This is a genomic window from Duganella sp. HH101 (assembly GCF_001758795.1).
In the GTDB taxonomy this organism is placed as follows: Bacteria; Pseudomonadota; Gammaproteobacteria; order Burkholderiales; family Burkholderiaceae_D; genus Rugamonas; species Rugamonas rivuli.
In genome coordinates this window covers 193074-219451 of sequence record NZ_LRON01000009.1, presented here as the reverse complement: position 1 = coordinate 219451, position 26378 = coordinate 193074, and the positions used below count along the sequence as shown (strand labels likewise).

Genomic DNA, 26378 nt, shown 5'->3' with positions numbered 1-26378 from the left:
TCATGACCATGACTCTGCTCGACATTATGCGTACCTCGGCCGTGATCCCCGTGATCGCGATTGACGAACCTGAACATGCGGTACCGCTGGCGCGCGCGCTGGTGGCCGGCGGCATCCGCGTGCTGGAAGTGACGCTGCGCACCAAGCACGGCCTGGGCGCGATCAAGGCCATGTCGGCGGTGGAAGGCGCCATTGTCGGCGTCGGCACCTTGACGCAGCCGGAGGAATTCGCCGCCGCGCGCGATGCGGGCGCGGTGTTCGGCGTGTCGCCGGGCTTGACTGCGGCGCTGATCGCCGCCGCCAAGAGCAGCGGCCTGCCGCTGCTGCCGGGCGTGATGACGCCGTCGGAAGTGATGGCTGCGCGCGAGCAGGGCTTCCGCCAGTTGAAGCTGTTCCCGGCGGTGCCGGCGGGCGGCATCGGCATGCTGAACGCGATCGGCGGTCCGCTGCCGGACGTGATGTTCTGCCCGACCGGCGGCATCTCGCAAGAGACCGCGTCGCAGTTCCTGGCGCTGAAGAACGTCGCCTGCGTAGGCGGCTCGTGGCTGACGCCGAAAGACGCCATCGCCGCCGGCGATTGGGATCGCATCACCGACCTGGCGAAGGCGGCTAGCGGTTTGCGTTAAGCAGATAAAAAAACGGCGCCTAAGGCGCCGTTTTTTTTTGATTGTCAATGTCGAGCAGGGAAAGCTCTTCTCTGATAACTTTTCTGAGTGATGCTGCCGTGAGAGGCTTGTTGCGATCGGTCGGCGTATTCATTGCAGCTCGGAGTGCGGTGTTGATCATCGTTTGATAGCCAGTTCCCTGCGCTTCTGCCTGATTGCGAAAATGTTGTATCACATCGTCGTCAAGCATGATGGTAATGCGGGTTTTACCCGTCGCTGCGATGACGGCACCGCGTTTTCCCTTGCTGAAATCGTATTCTTTACGCATCGTATTGCTCCGCTTCGCCTTTGCTTGCCTTGACCGGGTCGAATTCGACATCTGTATATGGATTATGCATATCCTATACATATAACGTCAAGCGAGGCGTGTGCCTTGATGTTGCACAGCCTCGGGGCAATCAACGGTTGGGATTCAGGCAGAACAGGCCCGCCTTGGCCGCGAGTTCCAGGATCGGCGCCGCTTTTTCCTTGTTGCTGAAGTAGAGGATGTTGGTGTCATCCCAGCCCGCCGCGTAGATGCAGCCCAGTTCCGGCAGGATGATGAACTGCGACGGCACGCCGTAGTCGTTAAAGCGCGACTGGCGCAGGAAGCCTTCGCGGTCGGTGTAGCGCTTCAGCACCAGCTTGGCCTTGGCCGGCCAGCGGCCGCGGTAGCGCAGCGTGTAGACCGGCGTCAGGTCGAACAGGGCCGCCCAGTGCTGCTCGAACTTCTTGTTGCGGCGTACGCGCTCCTCGCCCTCGAAGCAGTCCAGCAGATCCCACTCGCTCTCGTCGTCCAGCCAGTGGTCGAACACGGAAATCGCCAGGCGCTCCATGCCGCCATTCGATTCCAGCTCGCGGATTTGCTTCAATTGCGGAAACTGCCGATCGATTTCGGCAGCGACGTTCGCGTCAACGCGAGACAGCATCTTCATATACTTCTTTCATTGGTGACTGGGTGTTCAGCGCAGAAGTATATACGCTCAGCCGCCCGACACAAATGTGGCGAGGTATTTCGCCGGCACTGTCACGACATACAGCGCGCCGGACAAGGCCGCGACGATCAGCGTGGCAGCGATGAAGCCGGAGGCCATCAGCAGCGTCGTGGCGCTGCGCATCGCCCCAGTGCCCAGGCCATCATGCGCCAGCCAGTGCAGCGCCCGGGCCAGATGGACTGCGATCGCCAGCACGGCGAAGAAGTAGTAGGGCATGAAGAAGTAACGATACGGCAGCACATGCATGCCGGCGGCGGCATAGTAGAAGTTCGTATCGAGCCCGAACTTCATGCGCCCGGCCAGCACCGCTCCCACATGCACCAGCAGGAAGAACGCCAGGTACAGCCCCGAGCCGAGTTGCAGCAGGTCGAGTCCCTGATGCCGGTCGCGCCAGCGGCGGCGGACGAAGGCCAGGCCGCTGGCGACCTGGCTCGCCACACACAACAGCAGGATGATCTCAACCACCCGGTTGCGATACACCGCGCGGAACGCCTCCATGAAATGGATGTGGGCCTCCACGCTGCCGATCGCCAGCAAGTGGTTGAACAGATGTAGCGTCAAAAAAGCGCCGAGTACACAGGCGCCTGCGCGATGGAGCTTGTGCAGCATAGGGCTTACTTGACGCGGTCGCGCAGCCGCATGCGCAGGCCCACCGGCGACATGGTGAAGGCCATCAGCTCTTCAGGTTCCGCGCCGTCCACCGTGTCCAACGAGGCGATGTCGAAGCTGCTGAGCACCATGGCGCTGGCCAGCTTGATCTCCAGCAGCGCCAGGTAGCGCCCCGGGCAGGTGCGCACGCCGGCGCCGAAGGGCATCGACACATGCTTGTCCATCGCGCCATCGCCTTTTTTCAGCCAGCGTTCCGGATCGAACTGGCCGGCCTGCGGGACGTGGCTGTCGCTGACGCTGTCATGGCGCATCACGCACCACACCAGGCCGCCCTTGGGAATCTGCACGTCGCCGACCACGCTGTCGCGCAACGCCTCCAGCGGCAGGAAGGGCGCCACCGGTTTCAGGCGCATCGCTTCCTGGGCGCAGGCGTCCAGATAGTCCAGCGCGTCCATCTGTTCGATGTTGAACGCCGCCGGATCGGGCGCGACGCGCAGCACCTCTTCACGCGCCTTGCGCATCGCGGCCGGATTCTGCTGCAGCAGGTAGAGCATCCATGCCAGCGTGTTGCTGGTGGTGTCCTCGCCGGCCAGCAGCATCGTGGTGACGTTGCCCGCGACGGCGACGTCATCGAGGCCGCTGTCGCCTTCGTCGGCGGCGCAGATCATCGCCTCCAGCAGGTTGGCGGGATGCTCGCGCCGCTGCGGCTCGGCGGCCAGGCGGACGCGCGCGGTGGCGATCAGCTCATCGACCGCCTTATCGAGCTCTCGCACGCAGTTGTCCAGATGATGGTCGCGCGGCAGCTTGACGTAGCGCCAGTAAGGGAACAGCGAAAACGAGCGGCGCGACACCTCCGGCAGGATGGTGTCCATATGGCGCTGGATCACGTCCTCGCCGCCGTCGATGGTGTTGACCTCGGAGCCGAACGCCAGGCCGGCGATCACGTCGACGCTGAAGCGTTTCAGGTCTTCGGTCAGGTCGATGGCGCTGCCGTCGCGCGCCGCCTGGCGCCAGCGTTTCCGCAGCCGCAGGCCGACCGCCACCAGCGAAGGGAAGTAGGCCTTCACCGCATGCGGCGCCAGCGCGGTCATCACCATGCGGCGCTGGTTGCGCCAGGCCGCGCCCTCGGCCAGGAACACGCCGGGACGGCCGCCCATTTCATTCGATACCTGGGCCGTGATGGACGGGCGGCGGAAGCCGTCGGGACGGTCGCGCAGCGCGGCGTTGACCAGGTCATGCCCGGCCAGCACCACCGTCGTCGTCTTGCCGATGCTGATCTTGAACACGGGACCAAAGCGCTTGCTCCACTCTTCCACGCTCTGGTGGATGTGCCGCAGATCCATGTTCGGCAGGTTGCCCAGCAGCGGCCATGGGCGCGGACCCGGCAGGCTGTCCACGGTGCGCAGGCGGGCGGCGGCGGGGGCGGTGATCGTGTTCTCCATGTCTGCTTCCTCTCGTTATGATGGCTCCACTATGCCGCGCCGCCGTGGCCGCGTATTGAACGTTTGCGACAGCTTTGGTATAAACTTTGCAAATGTCCGACACCGAACCATCCCTGACGCGTTTGATCGTGCCGCCGTTTGCGCTGGCCTCCTGCGTGCGCGCCTACATCACGCGCAGCACGGTGGAAGCGCCGCTGACCGATCCGGCCGACCGCTTCAATCACTTCCCGGCCACGCCGCATTGTTCGATCACCTGGTTCATCGAAGGCGAGGCCGAAGTGGTCGAGCCGCCGGGCATGCCGAAGACGGAAATCCGCGCCGTGTTCGTCGGCCCGCAGACGCGGCCGATGATTACCTACAATCCCGGCGCGGTGCGGATATTGATGGTGATGTTTTATCCGCAGGCCATGCACGCGCTGGGCGGCGTCGACGTGCCGGCCTGGGTCAACCGCTGGGATGACGCCGGAACGGTGCTGGGCCCCGAGTGGGCCGCGATGTCCGACGCGGTGCTGGCCGCCCCCGACGACGTTGCGCGGCTGGCGGTGCTGGAAGCCTTCCTGACGCCGCGCTGGCAGGCGGCGCGTCCCGGCGGCGCGGGCGCCACGGCGAGCGACTGGGTGCGCCACCTGGCGTGGCAGGTGGCCGATACGGCGCTGGGGCGCGGCGTACGCAGCATCGAGCGCCACATCAAGGCGCGCGCCGGCCAGCCTATGCGCAAGCTGCTGCGCCTGCAGCGCGCCGAGCAGTCGTTCTTCGACGCCCGCGACGAGTTCCTGGCGGGGCGGGTGGTGTGGTCCGACGTGGCCGCGCGCGGCGGCTATTCCGACCAGGCGCACTTCTGCCGCGAGGCGCGCGAGATCACCGGCCACAGCCCGCACGAGCTGGCCCGCATCATGAAATCCGAAGACGAAAGCTACTGGATCTACCGCATCTGGACCTAGCGCAGCGTGCCGCCCCAGGCGGCGGGATCGATGTCGGCGATGGTTTGCGAGAAGGTCCAGATATGGCCGCCCGGATCCGTCACCGAGTACTGCCGTTCGCCGAAGGGATAGCCGGTCGGCGGGCTGAGCGAACGCGCGCGGGCGGCCATGGCGCGCTTGTAGTGCTGGTCGATGTCGTTGATGCGCACCATGATCGAGTGGCAGGGATGCGGGCAGGGCGGCGCGGGACTGGGACGCTGCGCGACCACCACCGCGCCGGCGCCGCCGTCGATGTCGAGCTGGATGCGGTGGTCGCCGATGCGCAGCCGCTCGCTGAAGCCGAACGCGCCGCACAGCCACTCGGCCGCCAGGCCCACGTCCGGATAGTGTAGCACCGGTATCACCATCACCGCCTGGATCGAACGGTTGGGCGCCAACGGCGTCATGGCGCGCCTGCGCAGGCGCCGCGCACCAGCGGGAATTCGATGCGCTTGAGCGCGCCGTTGCGCTGGCCCTCGATGCTGGCGCGCAGCGTGGCCGGCGCTTCGTAGCGGTAGATCACGCGCTGCGGAAAATCGTGCTCCAGGTTTTCAAACACCACTTCCGTGGCGCTCTGCACGATGGCGCGGAAGCTGGCCGACGGCTTGCCGGCCGGCTGCGCATGGAACACGGCCTGGCCGTCGCCGCCGTCGGCGATGCGCATGAATTCGTAGGTCGCCAGCTTGCCGCCCCTGATGGTGCGGCCCATGCCCAGCATGGAGCCGGCGGCGGGCGTGGTCCACTGCTCGCCCGATCCCGCCTCGCCGGCAGGATCGACCCAGCAGCCGCTGAGCCACGACAGCTGTTCCAGCGGCGCCGCGTGGACGGAGCATAGCGCGCCACAGGCTGCCAATAAAACGGTAACGTTGCGCATACTGATCCTCGGTGGGGTGGATGGTCAAGCCGGCAGCATGGATTCGATGCGGTTGCGGCCGTTGCGCTTGGCTAGGTAGAGCGCGCGGTCGGCGGCGCCGATCAGCGCTTCGATCTCCACCGCCGTGTCGACCTTCTGCGTGGCGATGCCGATGCTGACCGTGACCTGGCGCAGCTCGGCGTTGTTGCGCTCGTGCGGGATGGCCAGCTGCTGCGCGCGGGCGCGGATCGCCTCGGCCATCACGGTGGCCTGCTCGACGTCGGTCTCGGGCAGTATCATCGCGAACTCCTCGCCGCCGTAGCGCGCCATCAGGTCGCACGGGCGCTTGAGCATGCCCGCCAGCGCGGCCGCCACCTGGATCAGGCACTGGTCGCCCTTCTGGTGGCCGTAGTGGTCGTTGTAGGCCTTGAAGTGGTCGATGTCGATCATCAGCAGCGACAGCGGCGTGCCGCCGCGCTTGGCGCGGCGGTGCTCCTTTTCCATGGCGACGTCGAAGTGGCGGCGGTTGGCGATGCCGGTCAGGCCGTCGGCGAAGGTCTGCGAGCGCAGCACCATGGCTTGCTCGCGCAGCAGCTTCTCGCGGCCGACGGCGATGCTGACGTCGGTGATCTGGATCAGGCAGTGGCGCGGCGCGCCCTCGACCGCGATCGGCGTCACCTCCACCGCCTGCTGGATGCGCTCGTTGCGGGCGGCCGTCACCGGGCTGGCGTGCAGCACGAACGGCGCCTTGTTGAGCGTCTGCGACAGCAGCGAGGGGAAGTTGTTGTACAGCGCCTGCTGGATCGCCGCCTCCATGCGGCCGCCGCGCAGGCCGGGGCAGACGGTGAAGAAGTCGGCGCCGATCACCTTGTCGTGGCCCAGGCCGGAATGCTTGATCATCCACGAGTTCCACAGCACGATGCGGCGTTCGTTGTCGAGCACGATGGCGCCCAGGTTCACCGCGCACAGCACGCTGTGCAGCAGGTGCAGGCGGTGGGCTTCGTTCAACGGATTCATCATGCCTGGCCCATGGCGCGGGCGATGTAGAGGTTGATCTGCTCCTTCAGGTCGTGCAGCGCCGAGATGTCCAGCACGAAGGCGACGTAGCCGTGGATCTGGTGCTTCTCCAGCACGAAGTCGATGTGCAGCATCAGCACCACGGTGTCGTGCTGGCTGCCGGAGGCGATCAGGATTTCATCGCTGGTGCCGACGTGGTACTGCGGCAGCGAACCGTGCAGCTCGCGCTGGAAGATGTTGGCCAGCGTGCCGACGCAGGAGTTGAGGATGATGTTGCCGATCTCGCACATGGCTTCCTGCTCCATCTCGGTCAGCTCCTTGAGCGGCACCGATTCGCCCACCATCAGGCGCACGATCTCCAGGCTTTTATCCTCGGGGAACATGAGGATGGCCTCGGTCGAGAAGGCGCCCTCGTAGTGCTGGCTGACGCCGCAGATGGCGCCGGCCTCGGGCGCCTTGCCGTCGAGCAGGCGCGCGGCCTCGACGCGGTTGATGAAGCTCACCGACGGCACCGACATGCGTACCGATTCGTTGACGATGGCGCTCATCGACGATGCCGCCTGGCCGACGCCGATGTTGAAGATCTCGATCAGCGCATCGTTTTCCAGTTCGGACAGGGAGAACATGGTCAAGCCGCCTCCAGCGTGGACAGCAGTTGCGCGATGCGCGCCTCGGTGATGGGTTTTTCCATGAAGCCGATGCCCAGCTGGGCCGCGCGCTCGCGCGTGGCCGTCTGCACATTGGCCGTCAGCAGCGAGATCGGGATGGTGGGGAATTCCTGGCGCAGCTGTTCGGCGGCGGCGATGCCGCCCATGCCGGGCATGTTGACGTCCATCAGGATCAGGTCGGGCGGGGCGGCGCGCGCCTTGGCCAGCGATTCCTCGCCGGTGCCGGCCTCCTCGACGATCCAGTCGGCGTGCAGGCCGGCGATGTACTGCCGGGCCATCATGCGCGAAACGCGGCTGTCATCGACAATCAAGACTGTTTTTGCTGGCGTCATGTCTCATCCCCGGCGATCGTTTTTGGACCTGCGTGCACTTCATTCTCGCATATCCGGCCCCTTCGCTGGCAAGCATCGTTGCGTAGGCGCAGCGCTTGTGCCAGTCTGCGACACCGGCATCCGCGTGATGTTGTCTGAGCGCAATTTTTGGCCGAAAACGGTGGCGGACGGGGGAGATCCGTTAAAATAGCGGGATTGAATTCCCCTCTCTTATAGAAACATCATGACCCAAGACGAACTGAAACAAGCCGTAGCCCGCGCCGCCATCGATTACGTGGTGGACAATGAGATCATCGGCGTCGGCACCGGCTCCACCGCCAACTTCTTCATCGACGAGCTGGCCAAGATCAAGCACCGCATCAAGGGCGCCGTGGCCTCGTCGGAAGCGACCGCGGCCCGCCTGCGCGGCCACGGCATCGAAGTGTTCGACCTGAACGACGTGCCGGCCATCGCCGTCTACATCGACGGCGCCGACGAGATCACCAATACCGGCGCCATGATCAAGGGCGGCGGCGCGGCGCTGACGCGCGAGAAGATCGTCGCCTCGGTGTCCGGCCAGTTCGTCTGCATCGCCGACGGTTCCAAGCTGGTCGACGTGATGGGCAAGTTCCCGCTGCCGGTGGAAGTGCTGCCGATGGCGCGCGCCTCGGTCACGCGCGCGCTGGCCGCCATCGGCGGCACGCCGAAGCTGCGCCTGAAGGCCGGCACCGACGAAGCCTTCATCACCGATAACGGCGGCATGATCATCGATGTCGCCGGCTTGTCGATCACCGATCCGGTGGCGCTGGAGCAGCAGATCAACCAGATCGTCGGCGTGATCGCCGTCGGCCTGTTCGCCGCGCGCGGCGCCAACGTCTGCCTGCTGGGCATGGCGGACGGCGTCAAGACCCTGAAGTTCTAAGCGCCGTTCACCTTACCCGGGCTTCCATGAAACGCTCCCTGATCCTCCTGCTGTGCGGCACGTCCTTGCTTAACGCCTGTTCGTGGCTGCCTGCCTCGCTGGGCAAGGCGCGCGAGGAAGCGGCGCCGCCGCGCAAGCCGGCGCCGCGCACCACGGCCGACGATGGCACGCCGATCGGCTATAACGACGGCGTCGAAATCCAGAAAGTGCCATTCCGCGCCGGCGTCTCGTCGGCAACGGTGGAGGGGCTGGCCAAACAGCAGGGCTGCAAGGGCGGCTGGGGTGCGGGCTTGGTGAGCGAACCGGGACCGGTCGAGGTGTATCGCATGACTTGCGAAAACGGCAAAGTTTTCATGGCAAGATGCGAACTGAAGCAGTGCAAGGTGATGTGAGCTTGTTCAAAGCGACCGCAGCGTTGTTGCGGCTCCTAGCCGTGCAGGCGCACTGTCTTCGTCGCCGCGCCTAGCTGCGCTCGCTTTGAACAAGCTCTATTAGTCAGTTACTCGGTCGGCGGCACGTAGCCCATGGCCGCGTCGGCGCCGTCGCCGAAGAAGTGTTTCTCCATCTGCGTCGCCAGGTATTTGCGGGCGCGCTGATCGGCCAGGTTCAGACGGTTCTCATTGACCAGCATGGTCTGGTGCTTCAGCCAGGCCGCCCAGGCTTCCTTCGAAACCGATTCATAGATCTTCTTACCCAGTTCGCCCGGATACGGCGGGAAGTCCAGACCTTCGGCTTCTTTGTTGAGTTTGATGCATTGAACGGTGCGGGCCATCTGTGTTGCTCCTAAAGCGGTATGTAAAACGACATTATAAGGTCTTAATCAAAACCTGGGACTTGCGCTGCCAGTTGTACATGCGCTGGCGGTCCTTGGGCAGGGCGTCGACGGTGACGGGCACGAAGCCGCGCTTCTGGAACCAGTGCGAGGTGCGGGTGGTCAGCACGAACAGCTTTTGCACGCCGATGGCGCGCGCGCGGTTCTCCATGTGCTTGAGGATGCGCTCGCCGTCGCCCTGGGCCTGCACTTCCGGGTTGACCGTCAAACATGCCATTTCGGCCATCTTCTGTTCCGGGAACGGATACAGCGCGGCGCAACCGAAGATCACGCCATCGTGCTCGATGACGGAGAAGTAGTCGATTTCGCGCTCGATCAGCTCGCGGCCGCGCTTGACCAGCGTGCCGTCGGCCTCCAGCGGCTCGATCAGCTTGATGATGCCGCCGACGTCCTCGATGGTGGCCTGGCGCAGCGATTCCAGGTTCTCGTGCGAGATCATGGTGCCGACGCCATCGTGGGTGAACAGCTCCAGCAGCGCCGAGCCGTCCATGCTGAACGAGACGATGTGCGAGCGTTCGACGCCGTTGTCGCACGCCTTGATGCAGTGCTTCAGGTAGAAGGCGGTGGCGTCCGGCAGGAAGCCGGCCTGCAACACGGCCTCGGCCTGGTGCGACGACAGTTCGCGGATCTCGGCGCCGCCGGCGTCGGTCATCATGCCGGTCTCGGTGATGAAGATCAGCTTGTCCGCATGTAGGGCGATGGCGGTGCTGCACGCCACGTCTTCCATCGTCAGGTTGAAGGCTTCGCCGGTCGGCGAGAAGCCCAGCGGCGACAGCAGCACCAGGCCGTCCGAACCGAGGATGGAGTGGATGGTTTCGGCGTCGACCTTGCGGGTGACGCCGGTCAGCTCCAGGTCGACGCCGTCGATCACGCCCAGCGGACGGGCGGTGATGAAGTTGCCGGAAATGATGCGGATGGCCGCGTTGGACATCGGCGTGTTCGGCAAGCCCTGGCTGAAGGCGGCCTCGATATCGAGGCGCAGCTCGCCGGCGGCTTCCTTGGCGCACTCCATGGCGGCGATGTCGGTGATGCGCACGCCGTTGTGGAAGCGGCCTTCGACGTTACGCAGGGCCAGCTGCTCGGCCACCTGCGGGCGCGAGCCGTAGACCACGGTGACGTTGATGTCGAGCGCGTGCAGCAGCGACAGATCGTGGGCCAGCACTTGCAGCGCGCCGGCGCTCACGAGCTCACCAGGGAAGGCGACCACGAAGGTCTTGCCACGGAAGGCGTGGATGTAAGGCGCGACTGAGCGCAGCCATTGGACGAATTGGGTAGGGTTTTCCATTAGCCGCATTATAATTCGGTGCGCGACTTCCGCGCCAAAACCTTTGTAAAAAACAATGTCAGAAGCCAGCAACAAGTCTAAAGGCGCGTCCAGTACGCCCGCCAGCACGCAGAATCGCCCCTCCCGCAGCCCGCAAGCGCCCAACGCCCGGCCAGGGCAGGGCCAGCCACGCCCGCAAGGAGAGGCCCGCCCGCGCAGCGGCGAACCGCGTCCGGCCGGCCAGCAGCGGCCGCCGCGTGCCGAAGGTGCGCAGCCGCAGCCGGGCCGTGGTCCGCGCCCGGAGGGTGGCCAGCCGCGTGCACCGCAGCAGCCGCGCGCCGCACGGCCGCCCCGCGCAGCGCTGCCGGACGGCGAGGGCGGGCTGATTGCGCCGCCGCGCCGCGAGCCCAAGCCGCGCCTGACGCCTGAAGAACAAGCCGCCCGCGACGCCGAGCGCGCCTTCCGCAACCCGCTGCCGCCGATCACCTATCCCGAAGACCTGCCGGTCTCCGGCCGCCGCCACGAAATCGCCGAAGCGCTGCAAAACAGCCAGGTCATCATCGTTTCCGGCGAAACCGGCTCCGGCAAGACCACGCAGCTGCCGAAGATCTGCCTGGAACTGGGCCGCGGCCAGAAAGGCCTGATCGGCCACACACAGCCGCGCCGTATCGCCGCCTCGTCCACCGCCAAGCGCATCGCGCAGGAGCTGGGCACGCCGCTGGGCGAAACGGTGGGCTTCAAGGTCCGCTTCGCCGACACGCTGACCAAGGGCGCCTCGGTCAAGCTGATGACCGACGGTATCCTGCTGGCCGAAACGCAGACCGATCCGCTGCTGAAGAACTACGACACCATCATCATCGATGAAGCGCACGAACGCAGCCTGAACATCGACTTCCTGCTCGGCTACCTGAAGCAGCTGCTGCCGCGCCGCCCGGACCTGAAGGTGATCATCACCTCCGCGACCATCGACGCCGACCGCTTCTCGCGCCACTTCGGCACGCCGGAGAAACCGGCGCCGGTGATCGAAGTCTCCGGCCGCCTGTACAAGGTGGAAGTGCGCTACCGCCCGATCGAAAGTGACGTGCCCAATCCGGCCGTGGCCAACGCCGAAGGCAAGGGCCAGCGCACCGCCGCCGCCCGCGAAAAGCGCGACCTGATGGACGCCGTGGTCGACGGCGTCGATGAACTGGCCCGCCTCGGTTCGGGCGACGTGCTGGTGTTCCTGCCCGGCGAACGCGAAATCCGCGACGCCGCCGAAGCCCTGCGCAAGCACCACCCGCCGCATGTGGAAATCCTGCCGCTGTTCGCCCGCCTGTCGGCCGAGGAGCAGGAGCGCGTGTTCAAGCTGACCAACGCCCGCCGCATCGTCCTCGCCACCAACGTCGCCGAAACCTCGCTGACCGTGCCGGGAATCCGCTATGTGGTGGACGCCGGCCTGGCGCGCGTGAAGCGCTACAGCTACCGCAACAAGGTCGAGCAGCTGCAGATCGAGCCGATCGCGCAATCGGCCGCCAACCAGCGCGCCGGCCGTTGCGGCCGCGTGGCCGACGGCGTCTGCATCCGCTTGTACGAAGAGCAGGACTTCCTGCAACGGCCGAAGTTCACCGAGCCGGAAATCCTGCGCTCGTCGCTGGCCTCGGTCATCCTGCGCATGAAGTCCCTGCACCTGACGGACGTGGAGACTTTCCCGTTCATCGAGCCGCCGCTGGCCCGCGCCATCGCCGACGGCTACCAGCTGCTGCAGGAACTGGGCGCGGTCGACGAATACAACCAGCTGACGCCACTGGGCAAGAAGCTGTCCAAGCTGCCGCTGGACCCGCGCGTAGGCCGCATGATACTGGCCGCGCTGGACAACGTCTGCCTGGACGAAGTGCTGATCATCGCGTCCGCGCTGTCGGTGCAGGATCCGCGCGACCGTCCGATGGAACACCAGCAGGCTGCCGACGAAGCACACAAGAAGTTCGCCGACGAGAAGTCGGAGTTCCTCAGCTATATCAAGATCTGGAAGTGGTTCGAGAACGCGATTGAGCACAAGAAGACCAATCGCCAGCTGATGGACAACTGCCGCACCAACTTCCTGTCGCAGTTGCGCCTGCGCGAGTGGCGCGACGTGCATTCGCAGTTGCTGACCATCGTGAAGGAGCAAGGCTGGCGTATCAACGAGACGCCGGCCACGTACGAGAACCTGCATCTGGCGCTGCTGACTGGCCTGCTGGGTAATATCGGCTTCAAGGGCGAGGACGAGCCGGGCGCCGGCTACCTGGGCGCGCGCGGCATCAAGTTCAATATCTGGCCGGGTTCCTCGCTGCTGAAGAAACCGGGCAAGTGGATCATGGCGGCCGAACTGGTCGACACCACGCGCCTGTATGCGCGCTGCGTGGCGCAGATCCAGCCGGAGTGGCTGGAAAAGGTCGGCGGCCACCTGCTGAAAAAATCGTGGGGCGAGCCGCGCTGGGAGAAGAAGTCCGCGCAGGTCAGCGCATCCGAGCGCGCCACCTTGTATGGTCTGGTGGTGTACAGCCAGCGCCGCATCAACTACGGCTTGTTCAATCCGGCCGAGGCGCGCGAGATCTTCATTCGCGATGCGCTGGTCGGCGGCGACTACGAAACGCGTGCGCCGTTCTTCGCGCACAACCACAAGCTGATCAAGGAGATCGAGAACCTTGAGCACAAGTCGCGCCGTCTCGACGTGCTGGTGGACGATGAACTGATCGCCGCCTTCTACGACAAGCTGATACCGGCCGACGTGGTCAACGGCGCCGGCTTCGAGAAGTGGCACAAGGATGCGACGTTCGCCGAGCCGAAGCTGCTGTACCTGAACCGCGACGAGTTGATGCGCCACGAGGCGGCCGGCGTCACCACCGACCTGTTCCCGAAGATGATGTCGGTGACGGGGCTGGAGATGCAACTGACCTATCACTTCGAACCGGGCAGCGTGCGCGATGGCGTGACCATGGCGGTGCCTCTGTATGCCTTGAACCAGCTGCCGCGCGAACGTTGCGAGTGGCTGGTGCCGGGCATGTTGAAGGAGAAGGTGCATCTGCTGCTCAAGTCACTGCCGCAGAAGCTGCGCCGCCATTGCGTGCCGCTGCCGGATTACGCCGCGAAGTTCTGCGAGCGTGTGCATGAAGCGGGCGTGTTCGGGCGCGGCGATCTGGTCGACGCGATCATCGCCGACATCCGTTCGCAGATCACGATCTCGGTGCTGACCAGCGACTTCAAACCGGAGACGCTGCCTGCGCACCACTTCATGAACTTCAAGGTGATCGACGAGCACGGACGCCAGTTGGACATGGGCCGCAACCTCGCTACATTGCAGGCCGAATTCGGCACGCAGGCGCGGGAAAGCTTCCAGAAGATGGCCGAGTCGTCCGGCGGCCAGGGCGTGAGCATGCGCGCGTTGGGTAGCGGCGGCAGTGCATCGTCGGCCGCATCGCCTGCGGCGTCGGCGAAGGCTGGCGCACCGGCGGCGCAAGGCAAGGGCGCTCCCGCAACAGCCGGCGCCGCGCCGACGGCCACCAGCGGCATCACGCTGACCGGCCTGACCGCGTGGACTTTCGGCGAGCTGCCGGAGCTGCTGGAAATCGCGCAAGGCAAGCTGACGCTGATCGGCTTCCCGGCGCTGGTGGACAAGGGCACGCACTGCGACCTCGAGGTGTTCGACGACCCGACCGTGGCGGCGCGTACGCACCGTATCGGCCTGCGTCGCCTGTTCGCATTGCAGATGAAAGACCAGATCAAGTTCATCGAAAAAAGCATACCCGGCTTGCAGCAGATGGGCATGCAGTTCATGAGCATGGGCACGCAGGAAGAACTGCGCGAGCAAATCATCAACAAGGCGTTGGACATCGCCTGCTTGCAGGATCCGCTGCCGGTGGACGCGGCCGGCTTCGCCAAGCGCAAGGACGAAGGCAAGTCGCGCCTGGTGCTGCTGGTGAACGAGATCGCGCGCCTGCTGTCGCAGGTGCTGACCGAGTTCCATGGCCTGCCCAAGCGCTTGCAAGGGCTGCCCGCGCAGGCGGCGGCCGATATGCAGGCGCAGTTGCAAGGGCTGGTCAACAAGCGCTTCCTGTCGGAGAACGAGTACAGCCAGTTGTCGCACTTCCCGCGCTATCTGAAGGCGATGAATGTGCGTATCGAGAAGCTGCGCGGCGACCCCGCGCGCGACGCCAAGCTGATGGCCGAATGGCAGCAGGCGGCGATGTTGTACCAGCGTGCCAACAAGGACAAATCGGCTGGCAAGAACACCGATCCGAAGATGGTGGAGTTCCGCTGGATGCTGGAGGAATTGCGTGTGTCGCTGTTCGCGCAGGAGCTGCGCACGCCGATGCCGGTATCGGCCAAGCGTTTGCTGAAAGTGTGGGAGTCGATGCAGCGCTAAGCGCGCTGCCGCACGCAGGCTGAAGGAGGTTCGGAGTAGACTTTATCGCAACAGGAGATCGCCGCGATGAAGAGAGCCGCCAGCAGTTTGTTACGTACTTTGGTCCGCTCGGGGAAGCGGCAGAGCAGTGCCGTCAGCAAGATCGTGACGGCGCTGTTCGCCGCGCCCGCAGCCGCCAAGCCCAAGCGAAAACGCAAGCCCGCCGCCAAGGTCGCCAAGGCGGCGGCGCCGCGTGCACGCGCCTTGCCGGCCGCGCCGCGCCGCACCGTGCCATCCGTCGCGATACACGTCCCGCCGTCGCCCGGCAAATGGCTGGCCTCCCACTTCTCCGCACCACCCGGCATCGGTACGCCCGGGCGCCGCATGAGCTACTGGCTCTACCTGCCCAACAATCCGCCTGAGGACACGCAGCGCAAAGGCTTGCCGCTGCTGGTGATGCTGCACGGCTGCCAGCAAACCGCCACCCAGTTCGCCCAAGGCACGCGCATGAACCAGTGGGCTGAGCAGATGGGGTATGCGGTCCTCTATCCGCAGCAACTGGTCAGCACCCATGCCCAGCGCTGCTGGAAGTGGTACGACCGCGCCACGCAGGAGGGCGGCGGCGACGTGCCCATCATCGTCGGCATGATCGATAAAGTGATGACGCAGTACGCCATCGACCGTTCGCGCATCTACATCGCCGGCATTTCGGCCGGCGCCGGCATGGCCAACATCATCGCGCTGAATCATCCGCACTTGTTCGCCGCCGTGGGGCTGCATTCAGGCCCCGTGTTTGGCGCGGGCCACAACACCATCGGCGCGCTGGGCGTGATGCAGCACGGCGCCGCGCTGCGCGCCGATGCGGCCGCGCACGAAGTGCTGACGCGCCATCCCCAGTTCCCCGGCATGCCCGCGATCCTGATCCAGGGGGCGGGCGACAACGTGGTCCGCCCCATCAACCAGATGCAGCTGGCGCGCCAAAGCCAGTTGTTGAACCGCTTGTCGACGGCGCCGAAGATCACCCAAAAACCGCAAGGACGCGGCGGCCGCCACAACGCCCACCAGCTGCACGACTTCTACGAAGGAAGAAAGCTGCTGCTGCGCGTCGCCCACATCGCCGACCTCGAACACGCCTGGAGCGGCGGCGATCCGGCGCTGGCCTTCAACGCCAAGGCCGGACCCGATGCTAGTAAAATGATGTTGGAGTTCTTTTCTCGTCACCAGCGCGCTTGAGCTGGGCTGGCAGGAGGTGATTGTGATGCTTGAGTTAAAGAAGTGGGACAGTGCCGAGTACCTTCAGACCAAAGAAGATATGGCCCTCTATTTCGATGCATGTCTTGAAGAAGCGGTGGACGATATCGCTTTCATCGCCAAGGCGCTGGGCAACATCGCCCGCGCGCATGGGATGACGCAACTTGCCAGCGACACCGGAATGGGCCGTGAAAGCTTGTACAAGGCCCTCTCCGCCGATGGCAATCCAAGCTTCGCGACCATCCTGAAAGTCATGCGCGCGCTTGGATTGAAATTCCAGGTCGAGGTGGCTACAGCAGAAACGCCAGCGCAGCCACGGCGGTCGGCGCCAGTGCGCCGGCCAGCAGGCCGATAGCGCCTATCGATTCGTCCTGGAAGCCGCGCCGCAGCAGCGACACGCCGGCCGGATTCGGCGCGTTGGCGATCACCGTCAGGCCGCCGCCTGCCACCGCGCCTGCCACCAGCATGTATTGCGACTGCGCCGAAATCCCTTCGATCAGCGAGCCGAGATAGGTCAGCGCGGCATTGTCGGTAATCGCCGTCAAACCCAGCGCGCTGAAGAACAGCGCCACCGGCGGCAGGCTTTCCACAATCGGCTGCAACCACCATTGCTGCATGCCGCCCAAGACCACCAGCCCGGCCAGGAAGAAGCCGACCAGCAGTCCCTCCTTGACGATCAGCGGATTCTGGTAGCGCTGGTAAGCCTGCGTGAACCCCAAAAACAGCATGAAGATGCCGAGGAACAGCACCGGGTGATGCCCCAGCACCACCACCGCTGCCAGGAAGGCCAGATGGATGGCCGTCACCATCAACGGCACCGCCGGCGCCGCCTCGACCTCGGCCGACGCGGCCGCAGGCGCGCGCAAATGCGGGCGCAAAATGAAGCTGACCGCGGTCGCGTTGATCACCACCGCGATCGCCGCCTTCCAGCCGAAGTGCGTGGCCATGAAGGCGCTATCCCATTGCCAGGTGGTCGCCACCATCAGCACCGGCGGCGCGGCGTAGGCGGTCAGCGTGCCGCCGATCGAGACGTTGACGAACAACACGCCCAATGCGCCGTACTTCAGCCACTCCGGCATGCCCTCGCGGAAGATTAGCGGCGCCAGCATCAGCGCGGCCAAGGTCATCGCGGCCGGCTCGGTGATCAGCGAACCGGTCAGCGGCACCAGCGCCAGGCCGAACCACACCAGCGCCAGTTCGGTGCGCATCGGCAGCAGCCTGGCCAGCACCATCAGCATGCGCTGCACGATGTCCAGCACCGGGCGCGACGCGGCCACCACCATCACCGTGAACACGAACAGCGGCTCGGTGTACTGGCGCGACTCGGCGTAGCCGATGGCGGCGTCGCTGCCGCTCAGCACTGCCATGGCGATGATCAGGATGAAGGCCCAGAAACCGAACACCACTTCCACCTCGCCCAGCAGGTGGAACAGCCCGGCATGACGCGGGTGGCGGTGCGATAACACTTCGAAGGATTTGGCTGCAAAGGTGTGCAGCAGCGCCAGTCCGAACAGGATGGCGCCGACCAGTTGGATGGTTTGCAAAGGATGTCCTTGTTGAGTTGCCTGAACTACATGGTACAGCATGGGGCGCACGATACAGTTTTGACCTTGCCAAAATCGGGCACAAATATTACTGTGTATTTATACAGTATTTGCGGTAAAATCCGTTCCATATCATGAACCGATCAGCCACCCGTTTCGCCGCCCTTGCGCCTGAAGCCGTCCATCCATCGCTGTGGCTGGCGTCGCAACTGGCGCACAGCGCCACCCGCTGCGTCGACACCGGCTTTGCCGCGTTGTCGGCGCAGTTGCCGGGCGGCGGCTGGCCGCTGGGCACGCTGATCGACCTGCTGGTGCAGCAACACGGCATCGGCGAGCTGCGCCTGCTGCGGCCGGCGCTGCTGGGGCTGGGCAAGCGGCCCATCGCGCTGCTGCAACCGCCGCACGCGCCGCAGGCGCTGGCGCTGGCCGCGCTGGGGCTGGAACCGTCGCAGCTGATCTGGATACGCAGCGGCGCCAAAAGCGGCGACGCCCTGTGGGCCGCGGAACAAGTACTGCGCAGCGGCTGTTGCGGCGCGCTGCTGCTGTGGCAAAACCATGCGCGCGGCGAAACCCTGCGCCGCCTGCATCTGGCCGCGCAAAGCGGGGACACGCTGTTCTGCATGCTGCGGCCGCTGGCCGCCGCGCAGGATGCGTCGCCCGCGCCGCTGCGGCTGTCGCTGCACACCGCGCCGGGTGGCGTCAACATCGGCTTTGTCAAACGACGAGGGCCGCAGCGCGACGCCCCCTTGTTCTTGCCCTTAACCCCATCGCTCTTACAACGCCATGCGCCTCTGGATCGGAATACACCTGCCACGGCTCCCGCTCGAAGTGTTCTGCCCGCGCTGGTCGGATGACCGCTGCACGGTGGTGCTGGAGCAGGAGCGGGTGGTGGCCATGTCGACGCTGGCGCAACAGGCCGGGGTGGAGGAGGGCATGCGGCGCGGCGGTGCGCTGATGCTGGCGCCGCAAGCGCAGTTCCAGCAGCGCGCACTGCCACTGGAAGCGGATGCGCAGCATGCGGTGGCGATGGCGCTGCTGCAATTCACGCCGCAGCTGGCGCAGGCGGAGGAGGCCACGCTGCTGCTCGACGTGGGCGCCAGCCTGCGCCTGTTCGGCGGCGTGCGCGCGCTGTGCCGGCAAGTGGCGGCCAGCATGGAGGCGCTCGGTTTTACCGCCGTGCTCAGCTGCGCATCCACCGCGCGCGGAGCCTGGTTGCTGGCCCGTAGCAATGCCGGACGGGCCTTGACGATGGAGGCGTTAGCGCGGCGCATGGACCGCTTGCCCAGCAGCCTGCTGCCCCCGGCTCGGCCCTACCTGAGCTGGTTGGAGGGCATAGGGTGTTTGACGCTGGGCGAGATGCGCCGCCTACCGCGTCCCGGCTTGCAGCGCCGCTGCGGCCGGGCCTTGCTGGACATGCTGGACGACGCCTACGGCGAACGGGCCGAGATGCACCAATGGCTGGCGGCGCCGGCCAGCTTCCGCGCCAAACTGGAGTTGTTCGACCGCGTGGAAAACGCCGAGGCCCTGCTGTTCGGCGCGCGCCGCCTGCTGCAACAGCTGACCGGCTGGCTCAGCGCGCACCAGTTCGCGGTCGAGCGCGTGCGCCTGCTGCTGGAGCATGAGCGCGGCAAGGTGGCCGGCCCGCCGACGGTGATCGACATCGTGCTGGCCGAGCCGGTCTGGCGCGACGAGCATCTGGTGCGCCTGCTCAAGGAGCGGCTGGCCAAGCAGGTGCTGGACGCCCCGGTGATCGGCCTGTGCCTGGAGGCGCCGCAGGTGCAGCCGATGGCGCCGCCGAGCGATAGCCTGTTCCCCGAGCCGGGCGGCAGCAAGGAGGACTGGCAGCGCCTGCTGGAAGTGTTGACCGCGCGGCTGGGGCCGGAGAACGTGCTGCAAGCCGCACCGCGCGCCGACTACCGCCCCGAGCAGGCCAACGCCTGGGTCAGCGTGCAGGAAAAAATCCGTCCCGCCGACGCCCGCGCCCAGCTGCCGCCGGACATGCCCAGCCTGCCGCGTCCGGCCTGGCTGCTGGCCAAGCCCATCCCCTTGCTGATGCGCGACCACCGGCCGTTCTACGGCTCGCCGCTGAAGATCATGTCCACCGGCGAGCGCATCGAGGCCGGCTGGTGGAGCACCATGCAAACCCGCGACTATTTCATGGCCGAGGGCGAGGATTGCGCCCACTACTGGCTGTACCGGGAGCGCACCGGCCACGAGGGCGAGCAGTCGGCGCGCTGGTATCTGCACGGTTTGTTTGGTTAAATGGAGGCTGTTATTTACAGCAGGAAGCACCATGCGATCTGAACGACTGGAATTCCCCGGCGCCGACGGCCAAAAGCTGGCGGCCCGGCTGGATAAGCCGATGGGGGAGATCAAGGCCTATGCCTTGTTCGCCCATTGCTTCACCTGCGGCAAGGACGTGTTTGCCGCCAGCCGCATCGCCCAGGCTTTGACCGAGCATGGCTTTGCCGTGCTGCGTTTCGACTTCACCGGCCTGGGCGCCAGCGAGGGCGAATTCGCCAACACCAATTTCTCGTCCAACCTGGCGGACCTGCTGGCGGCGGCCGACTATCTGCGCGGCAGCCGCATGGCGCCCAGCCTGCTGATCGGCCACAGCCTCGGCGGCGCGGCGGTGCTGGCGGTCGCGGCCCAGGTGCCGGAAGTGAAGGCGGTGGTGACGCTGGCCGCGCCGAGCGACCCCAGCCAGGTGACGGGCATGTTCAGCCAGCATCTCGATGAAATCGCCCGCACCGGCGAGGCGCAGGTGCAACTGGCGGGCAGGCCTTTCCGCATCAAGCAACAATTTGTCGAAGATGCGGGCGGGCATAATTTGAAGGGGAGGATCGCGGCCCTGAAGCGGGCCTTGCTGGTGATGCACGCGCCGGGCGATGACACGGTGGGCATCAGCAACGCGATGGAGATTTTTACGGCCGCCAAGCATCCGAAAAGCTTCATCTCGCTCGACAGCGCGGACCACCTGCTGACCGACCGCGACGATGCCGTCTACGTGGCGAACCTGATCGCGGCCTGGAGCGACCGCTACCTCTGATTACTCGTCGTCGAACTCTTCGGCCAGGTCTTTCCAGCCCTTGCCGGCGGCGAAGGTGTTGAATTCGTCCGGCGCTTCCAGCACCAGCAGCTTGCTTTCCTGCAGGACGGAATCGCCGGCGGTCAGGGCTGGGCCCTTGTAGCCGACGGTGCGCAGTTGCGCGACCACGGCGTCGATCAGCGATTTGTCCTTGTGCAGGCCGCTGATCGAGCCGGAAAAGTCCACATACACGTCGATCGCGCCGTAACCTTCGTCGAAGATACGGATCGCCTTGGCGTCATGGGCACGGCCGGAGCCGTCGGTGGCCTTGAAGGGGCCGCTGAGTTGGATGTCGGTGTCTTTGTTCATACGATTAGCATACACCAAATCATCGGTTCGCCGAAGCGCCCGAGCCGCTCCAGGCTAGCGCGAAACCGTGTTGCGGCCCTTGTGCTTGGCCCGGTACAGCGCCTGGTCGCCCAGTTCGTAGATCTGCTCCTGGCTCAGCGTCGCGTCCGGCTGTATGAAGGCCAGCCCCAGCGACAGCGTCACATGGCCGCCCGGCGTGTTGGCCTGGTGCGGGATGCGGCGCGCCTCCACGTTGGCGCGTATCCGTTCGGCCAGGGCCTCGCTCTCATCGCTGCTGTTGCTGGCGAACAGGCAGGCGAACTCGTCGCCGCCGATGCGGAAGCACAGGTCGCCCGGCCGGTGCAAGGCCTGGCCCATGGCGTCGGCCACGGCCTTGAGCACCTGGTCGCCCTGCGGATGGCCGTAGTGGTCGTTGTATTCCTTGAAGCGGTCGACGTCGATCAGCAGCAGCGTCAGCAGGCGCCGGTCGCGTTGGGCGCGCTTTTGTTCCTCGCCGAAGCGGATGTTGAAATAGCGGCGGTTCTTCAGCCCGGTCAACTCGTCGGTGACGCTGTCGACCTGGGCGGCCTTGGCTTCGGTGATGTCGGTGGAGACGGCGCAGGTGGCGTAGACCTCGCCGTCGTCGTCGAGCAGCGGGAACTTCACGGTCATGTAGGTGTGCAGCGTCTGGTCGCGGTGGTAGACCGTTTCCTCCTCGTGGATGGCGCGCTTTTCCAGCGCGGCCGTGCGATCGTTGCGCCACAGCTGCTCGGCGATTTCGCGCGGGAACAGTTCGAACACATTGGCGCCGACGAAGCTTGCGGCATCGTAGCCGTCGAGGATGTCGAAATGGCGGTTGGCCATCGTGATATTGCCTTGCAAATCCTTAGTCGAGATCAGGACCGGGGCGTTGTCGAGCAGGGCGCGGAAAATGCGGTCGGACGCGCGCAGCTCGTCTAGCTCGGTGCGCGGAGGAGGATGGATGTCGGTCCGGTCTGGCATGGGGCCAGTATAACGCGATGGGGCGCCGGCACAACTACCCGGCCCCCAAGGTTGCGACAATTACTTCAGCGGTTGCAAAATTGCCTCAAGGCGGTCCGGCGTGCCTTCGATGCGTTCCAGGCGTGGATACTTCAGGCCGCCGTGGTAGTCGAGCGCGTAGGTCTGGTACAGATTGCCCTTCTTGACCAGCAGGCTGATCGGTTCCTTGCCGGTCTTGGCGGCGGTGACGGCGGCGCGCAGCACCTCGGCCTTGTAGGCGCGGCCGTTGACGGCCAGCAGCGTGCTGCCGCCCGACAGGCCGGCCTTGAAGCCCAGGCCTTCCCACTGGAAGGCTTCCAGCTTGCCTTCCGCACCCACCGAAAAGCCCAGCGAGTACTGGAAGTTGGCCGACTTGCTCTGCTCTTCCTGGGCTTTCATGAAGTCGGTCGGCTTGTCGGCGTAGACCAGTTTCCAGCCGGCGCGGGCCAGGCCGTCCAGCGGGGCGCCGGGGCCGTGGCCGTCGAGGCGGGTGCGCAGGAAGCTGGCCCAGTCGTGCGGCTGGATGGCGTTGAGCGCCTTCACCACGTCGTCGAAAGTGTAGTGCTTGGCCACGTTGACGCCGTCGTCGACGCCGAAGAAGTTGCGGGCGAAGTCGTTCAGCGAACGCTTGTCGCCGGATTTTTCGCGTATCAGCGTGTCGGCGTCCAGCCAGATCAACTCGCCTTCCGAGTAGTAGTCCTCGGCGCGCTGCCAGTTGTTCCAGCCTTGCGGACGGCGGGCGTTGACGATGGGGTCGTTGGTGGTGTCCTGCACCGCGCGCCATTCGCGGCCGCGGGTGTTGTCGTAGCGGGCGGCGGTGGCGGCCAGCAGGTCGCGCGTGTGCTCGGGCGTGATCAGGCCGGAGCGGGCGGCGATCACCGCGCCCCAGTACTGGGTCTGGCCTTCGTACACCCACAGCAGCGAGTTCTGCAGCGGCGTGTTGAAGTTGGGGACGTTCTGGTCGGCCGGGCGGCGGAACTTGCCGTTCCACGAGTGCGTGAATTCATGCGGCAGCAGTTCGCGCCGCGCTTCGTGCTTGGCCCATTCGCTGAAGTAGCCCAGCTTGACGCCGTTCTCGCTCGACTGGTGATGTTCGCGGCCGATGCCGCCGAACTCGTCGCTGATGGCGAACAGGAAGTCGTAGTGCTGGTAGTGCTGCGAGTTGAACAGCTTGTAGGCCTGCTGCACCATGGCGCGGTGCGGGGCGATCTGTTCCGGCGTCGCTTCCAGCTGCTCGGCCGAGTCGGCCACCACGTTCAGGTGCACCGGCACTTTCGCGCCCGGGTCGAGGTCGATGCGGCGGAAGTGGCGGCCGGCGAACAGCGGCGAATCCATCATCGCTTCCAGGTCCAGCGGCTTGAAGGCGATCTCGTCGCCGTTGCGCGTGGCGGTCTCCAGTGCGGTGCCGTATTGCCAGCCGGCCGGCACGGTCAGGTTGGGCTGCATGGTGATGCGGCGGCTATTGTAGCCGGCCGGATACAGCGTCAGCGATTGCCATTGCACGCCGAGGATGTCGTTGGTCATCGTGGTGCGGCCCTGGTTGGCTTCCACCGGTGACAGATACTGGAATTCCACATCCACCGACGAGGCATCCTTCGGCACCTCGATATGGAAGGCGTAGACGTTGACGGTGTCGCGCTTCCATTCCAGCGGCTTGCCGTTGGCGCTGACCTTGAGGCCGGCGAACTGGTTCAGCGCGCCGCTCGGGCCGTGGTTGGCCGGTATCCACTGCGGATACAGCAGCGTCAGCTTGCCCGGCCTGGCGGGGATGCTCTCGCGCACGCGGAAGATTTGTTGCGCCGTGTTGGTGGCGTCCACTTTCAAGACGATGGTGCCTGGGTAAGGCTGTTCGGAGATGGCTTCTGCCTGGGCGCTGAAGGCGGTAGCCATCAGGACGGCGAGGGCGGCACGAGATATGGACATGTGGTCGATAAATGGGATGGACAAGAAGAAGAGTGTAGCACGGGGGTAACTTGCAAATCTGGCAAAGGCATGGCGCAGTGCAGCGTAAATATTTTTAAAAAAATTGCGGCTCTGGGGATCTTGTGGCCGTTTTTCAAGGCCTTGAAAGCCCCGGAAACCATCCTATATCGGACTCAGTGGTTGCCCAGATGGGGACCACCAGAGGGGAATCTTCCCCGCCCATATCGCTTAACTTGAAAAGGATATCTACCATGCGCAACTTCGACCTGACCCCACTGTATCGCTCCGCCATCGGCTTCGATCGTCTGGCACAACTGCTGAACGACGCCCAGCGCGGCGACGCCACCCCAAGCTACCCACCGTACAACATCGAGCTCGTCTCCGACGACCAATACCGCATCGTCATGGCGCTGGCCGGTTTCGACCGTTCGGAAATCGACATCACCTTCGAACGCGATTCGCTGCACGTGGTCGGCCGCAAGCAGAAGGACGCCACCGAGCGCACCTATCTGCACCGCGGCATCGCGGCCCGCGATTTCGAGCAGCGCTTCCAGCTGGCCAACCACGTCAAAGTGACCGGCGCCAGCTTCGACAACGGCATGCTCAGCATCGAGCTGGTGCGCGAAGTGCCGGAAGCGCTGAAACCGCGCAAGATCGTCATCGGCGGCGGCGAGAACGTCACCGCCCTGGAGCAGCGCCAAGCCGCCTGATCCGGCCTGACTGAGTAGTTCCGACTGGCCGGTATATCCGGCCAGTTTTGCGTAAACTTCACCCCGCTTGTAAGCAATTGTATAGTTAAGACGGGTCTAAGTTTTTACCCTCATATTGGATACATCTACAAACCTCATTCATTCATTCAGGAGTGCAGCTATGTCCGTATCGACTCTCAAACGTGCAGCCCTCGCCGTGGCCGTGCTGGGCGTGATAGGCGTGGGCGGCGCCGTCGCCGTTCAACAGGGAACCGCCGTTGCCGCCGCCCCCGCTGTGGCCCAGGCCGCCGCGCCGCAAGCCGGTACGGCCGTCGCCGTGCCTGCGCCGACCATCGCGCTGCCCGACTTCAGCGTGATCGCCGCCCATAACGGCCCGGCCGTGGTCAATATCAGCGTTACCGGCAGCACCAAGACCGCCTACGACGGCGGCGAGCAGGCCGGCCGCGCAGATCCGTTTGCCGACGATCCGTTCTATGAATTCTTCCGCCGCTTCCAGGGCCCGCAGCAGCGCGGCGGCCAGCGCAGCGTGCCGACCCACGGCCTGGGCTCCGGCTTCATCATCAGCGTCGACGGCATCATTCTGACCAACGCCCACGTGGTGCGCGACGCCAGCGAAGTGGTGGTCAAGCTGACCGACCGCCGCGAGTTCCGCGCCAAGGTGCTGGGCTCCGACCCGAAAAGCGATGTGGCCGTGCTGAAGATCGACGCCAAGAACTTGCCGGTGGTGCCGCTGGCCAAGGGCAACGACCTGAAAGTGGGCGAGTGGGTGCTGGCCATCGGTTCGCCATACGGCCTCGACAACACCGTCACCGCCGGCGTGGTCAGCGCCAAGGGCCGTTCGCTGCCGGACGGGAATGTACCGTTCATCCAGACCGACGTCGCCGTCAATCCCGGCAACTCGGGCGGTCCGCTGTTCAACACGCGCGGCGAAGTGGTCGGCATCAACTCGCAGATCTACAGCCAGACCGGCGGCTACCAGGGCCTGTCGTTCGCGATCCCGATCGACGTGGCCGGCAAGATCAAGGACCAGATCGTTTCGACCGGCAAGGTCACGCATGCCAAGCTGGGCGTGACGGTGCAGGAGATCAACCAGGGCTTCGCCGATTCCTTCAATCTGGCCACGCCGGAAGGCGCGCTGGTGTCCAATATCGAGAAGGGCGGCCCCGGCGACAAGGCCGGTTTGAAACCGGGCGATGTGATCCGCACGCTCAACGGCGCCAAGATCGTCAGCTCCGGCGATTTGCCGGCGATGGTCAGCCTGGCCACGCCAGGTGATAAAGTGACGATAGAAGTCTGGCGTCAGGGTAAGCTGGAAACCTTGAAGGCCACGCTGGGCAATGCCAGCGACAAGGTGGCGGCGGCCGATGGCGACCGTCCCGACCAGGCCAGCGCCAAGCTGAAGCTGGGCTTGTCGCTGCGGCCGCTGGAAAGCATCGAGAAGCGCCAGTCCGGCATTCCGAACGGCTTGCTGATCGAGGATGCGCGCGGCGCCGCGGCCAATGCCGGCGTGCAACCGGGCGATGTGCTGCTATCGGTGAACGGCCGTCCGGTCAACACCATCGAGCAGGTGCGCGATGTGGTCGACAAGTCCGGCAAGTCGGTGGCATTGCTGATACAGCGCGGCGACGATAAAATCTTTATCCCGGTGCGACTGGGCTAAGTAAGGTAAGCAGGGCCG

General features: G+C 65.3%; 27 protein-coding genes. 12 read left to right on the top strand and 15 right to left on the bottom strand.

What is annotated here, in order from left to right:
* The first annotated feature begins 2 nt into the window (after positions 1-2).
* Positions 3-626 (top strand): bifunctional 4-hydroxy-2-oxoglutarate aldolase/2-dehydro-3-deoxy-phosphogluconate aldolase, encoded by a 624-nt coding sequence (gene eda / locus DUGA2_RS16705; protein ID WP_070270453.1) that lies wholly within the window; start codon positions 3-5, stop codon positions 624-626.
* Positions 627-645: 19 nt separating this feature from the next.
* On the opposite strand, the gene DUGA2_RS16700 is transcribed toward eda, so the two are convergent.
* From DUGA2_RS16700 to DUGA2_RS16685, 4 genes are all read right to left on the bottom strand, one after another.
* Complete coding sequence (locus tag DUGA2_RS16700; protein ID WP_071658928.1) at positions 646-984, bottom strand: BrnA antitoxin family protein; 339 nt, start codon at positions 982-984, stop codon at positions 646-648.
* Between the two features lie 79 nt (positions 985-1063).
* Positions 1064-1579, bottom strand: coding sequence for a hypothetical protein (locus DUGA2_RS16695; RefSeq protein ID WP_070270450.1), 516 nt, complete (start codon positions 1577-1579; stop codon positions 1064-1066).
* A 48-nt stretch (positions 1580-1627) separates the two neighbouring features.
* Entirely contained in the window at positions 1628-2200 is a 573-nt protein-coding gene (locus tag DUGA2_RS16690; RefSeq protein ID WP_070270445.1) for a hypothetical protein, read from the bottom strand.
* Positions 2201-2253: 53 nt separating this feature from the next.
* Positions 2254-3690 carry a cytochrome P450 gene (locus tag DUGA2_RS16685; RefSeq protein WP_070270443.1) on the bottom strand — a complete coding sequence of 479 codons (1437 nt, stop codon included), beginning with the start codon at positions 3688-3690 and terminating at the stop codon, positions 2254-2256.
* Between the two features lie 92 nt (positions 3691-3782).
* Here DUGA2_RS16685 and DUGA2_RS16680 point away from each other — a divergent pair, with 92 nt between their 5' ends.
* Positions 3783-4631 carry an AraC family transcriptional regulator gene (locus DUGA2_RS16680; RefSeq protein WP_070270442.1) on the top strand — a complete coding sequence of 283 codons (849 nt, stop codon included), beginning with the start codon at positions 3783-3785 and terminating at the stop codon, positions 4629-4631.
* Here DUGA2_RS16680 and DUGA2_RS16675 read toward each other — a convergent pair.
* The 5 genes from DUGA2_RS16675 to DUGA2_RS16655 are packed head-to-tail and all read right to left on the bottom strand — an operon-like array spanning position 4628 to position 7519.
* On the bottom strand, positions 4628-5056 hold the full coding sequence (locus DUGA2_RS16675; RefSeq protein ID WP_070270440.1) for a VOC family protein: 429 nt from the start codon (positions 5054-5056) through the stop codon (positions 4628-4630). The genes DUGA2_RS16680 and DUGA2_RS16675 overlap by 4 nt on opposite strands.
* The gene (locus DUGA2_RS16670; RefSeq protein ID WP_070270439.1) at positions 5053-5523 is read right to left on the bottom strand and encodes a DUF6265 family protein; all 471 of its coding nucleotides are present in this window, start codon (positions 5521-5523) and stop codon (positions 5053-5055) included. Before DUGA2_RS16670 ends, DUGA2_RS16675 begins: the two co-directional genes overlap by 4 nt.
* Positions 5524-5547: 24 nt before the next feature.
* Entirely contained in the window at positions 5548-6522 is a 975-nt protein-coding gene (locus tag DUGA2_RS16665) for a sensor domain-containing diguanylate cyclase (protein ID WP_070270438.1), read from the bottom strand.
* A complete protein-coding gene (locus DUGA2_RS16660; RefSeq protein WP_070270436.1) occupies positions 6519-7145 on the bottom strand; it encodes a chemotaxis protein CheC in 627 nt (208 codons plus the stop codon). The genes DUGA2_RS16665 and DUGA2_RS16660 overlap by 4 nt, the downstream gene beginning before the upstream one ends.
* A 2-nt stretch (positions 7146-7147) precedes the next feature.
* Complete coding sequence (locus tag DUGA2_RS16655) at positions 7148-7519, bottom strand: response regulator (protein WP_070270434.1); 372 nt, start codon at positions 7517-7519, stop codon at positions 7148-7150.
* Positions 7520-7742: 223 nt separating this feature from the next.
* Between DUGA2_RS16655 and rpiA the strand changes: the two genes are divergently transcribed.
* The gene (gene rpiA / locus DUGA2_RS16650; RefSeq protein ID WP_070270432.1) at positions 7743-8420 is read left to right on the top strand and encodes a ribose-5-phosphate isomerase RpiA; all 678 of its coding nucleotides are present in this window, start codon (positions 7743-7745) and stop codon (positions 8418-8420) included.
* A gap of 26 nt (positions 8421-8446) precedes the next feature.
* Complete coding sequence (locus tag DUGA2_RS16645; protein ID WP_070270431.1) at positions 8447-8812, top strand: hypothetical protein; 366 nt, start codon at positions 8447-8449, stop codon at positions 8810-8812.
* 107 nt (positions 8813-8919) lie between these two features.
* Here DUGA2_RS16645 and DUGA2_RS16640 read toward each other — a convergent pair whose 3' ends face one another.
* Together DUGA2_RS16640 and argA are read right to left on the bottom strand one after the other, a co-directional pair.
* Positions 8920-9192: an oxidative damage protection protein gene (locus DUGA2_RS16640; protein ID WP_008451241.1), complete on the bottom strand. Its 273-nt coding sequence runs from the start codon at positions 9190-9192 to the stop codon at positions 8920-8922.
* Positions 9193-9226: 34 nt separating this feature from the next.
* Complete coding sequence (gene argA, locus DUGA2_RS16635) at positions 9227-10537, bottom strand: amino-acid N-acetyltransferase (protein ID WP_070270429.1); 1311 nt, start codon at positions 10535-10537, stop codon at positions 9227-9229.
* Positions 10538-10592: 55 nt separating this feature from the next.
* Here argA and hrpA point away from each other — a divergent pair, with 55 nt between their 5' ends.
* The 3 genes from hrpA to DUGA2_RS32735 all read left to right on the top strand — a co-directional run bounded on the left by hrpA (position 10593) and on the right by DUGA2_RS32735 (position 16482).
* Complete coding sequence (gene hrpA / locus DUGA2_RS16630; protein WP_070270427.1) at positions 10593-14897, top strand: ATP-dependent RNA helicase HrpA; 4305 nt, start codon at positions 10593-10595, stop codon at positions 14895-14897.
* A 66-nt stretch (positions 14898-14963) separates the two neighbouring features.
* Positions 14964-16109 carry a PHB depolymerase family esterase gene (locus DUGA2_RS16625; RefSeq protein ID WP_070270425.1) on the top strand — a complete coding sequence of 382 codons (1146 nt, stop codon included), beginning with the start codon at positions 14964-14966 and terminating at the stop codon, positions 16107-16109.
* Positions 16110-16134: 25 nt separating this feature from the next.
* Positions 16135-16482 carry an addiction module antidote protein gene (locus DUGA2_RS32735; protein WP_071658924.1) on the top strand — a complete coding sequence of 116 codons (348 nt, stop codon included), beginning with the start codon at positions 16135-16137 and terminating at the stop codon, positions 16480-16482.
* On the opposite strand, the gene DUGA2_RS16620 is transcribed toward DUGA2_RS32735, so the two are convergent.
* On the bottom strand, positions 16418-17671 hold the full coding sequence (locus DUGA2_RS16620; protein ID WP_070270424.1) for a putative Na+/H+ antiporter: 1254 nt from the start codon (positions 17669-17671) through the stop codon (positions 16418-16420). The genes DUGA2_RS32735 and DUGA2_RS16620 overlap by 65 nt on opposite strands.
* A gap of 134 nt (positions 17672-17805) precedes the next feature.
* Between DUGA2_RS16620 and imuA the strand changes: the two genes are divergently transcribed.
* The 3 genes from imuA to DUGA2_RS16605 are packed head-to-tail and all read left to right on the top strand — an operon-like array spanning position 17806 to position 20720.
* A complete protein-coding gene (gene imuA / locus DUGA2_RS16615) occupies positions 17806-18525 on the top strand; it encodes a translesion DNA synthesis-associated protein ImuA (RefSeq protein WP_070270422.1) in 720 nt (239 codons plus the stop codon).
* On the top strand, positions 18455-19933 hold the full coding sequence (locus tag DUGA2_RS16610; protein ID WP_070270421.1) for a DNA polymerase Y family protein: 1479 nt from the start codon (positions 18455-18457) through the stop codon (positions 19931-19933). Before imuA ends, DUGA2_RS16610 begins: the two co-directional genes overlap by 71 nt.
* Positions 19934-19964: 31 nt before the next feature.
* Positions 19965-20720, top strand: a complete 756-nt coding sequence (locus tag DUGA2_RS16605; protein ID WP_070270419.1) for a S9 family peptidase — start codon at positions 19965-19967, stop codon at positions 20718-20720.
* Here the strand turns inward: DUGA2_RS16605 and DUGA2_RS16600 are convergent, their stop codons facing one another.
* Genes DUGA2_RS16600 through DUGA2_RS16590 form a run of 3 tightly spaced genes read right to left on the bottom strand, consistent with a single transcriptional unit; the run spans position 20721 to position 23990 of the window.
* Positions 20721-21068 (bottom strand): hypothetical protein, encoded by a 348-nt coding sequence (locus DUGA2_RS16600; RefSeq protein ID WP_008451224.1) that lies wholly within the window; start codon positions 21066-21068, stop codon positions 20721-20723.
* 54 nt (positions 21069-21122) lie between these two features.
* Positions 21123-22049 carry a sensor domain-containing diguanylate cyclase gene (locus tag DUGA2_RS16595; RefSeq protein WP_070270418.1) on the bottom strand — a complete coding sequence of 309 codons (927 nt, stop codon included), beginning with the start codon at positions 22047-22049 and terminating at the stop codon, positions 21123-21125.
* Positions 22050-22109: 60 nt separating this feature from the next.
* Complete coding sequence (locus DUGA2_RS16590; protein WP_070270416.1) at positions 22110-23990, bottom strand: M61 family metallopeptidase; 1881 nt, start codon at positions 23988-23990, stop codon at positions 22110-22112.
* 251 nt (positions 23991-24241) lie between these two features.
* On the opposite strand from DUGA2_RS16590, the gene DUGA2_RS16585 reads away from it, so the two are divergent.
* Together DUGA2_RS16585 and DUGA2_RS16580 are read left to right on the top strand one after the other, a co-directional pair.
* Complete coding sequence (locus tag DUGA2_RS16585) at positions 24242-24700, top strand: Hsp20 family protein (protein ID WP_008451218.1); 459 nt, start codon at positions 24242-24244, stop codon at positions 24698-24700.
* 160 nt (positions 24701-24860) lie between these two features.
* The gene (locus DUGA2_RS16580; protein WP_070270415.1) at positions 24861-26360 is read left to right on the top strand and encodes a DegQ family serine endoprotease; all 1500 of its coding nucleotides are present in this window, start codon (positions 24861-24863) and stop codon (positions 26358-26360) included.
* The last annotated feature ends 18 nt before the right edge of the window (positions 26361-26378 follow it).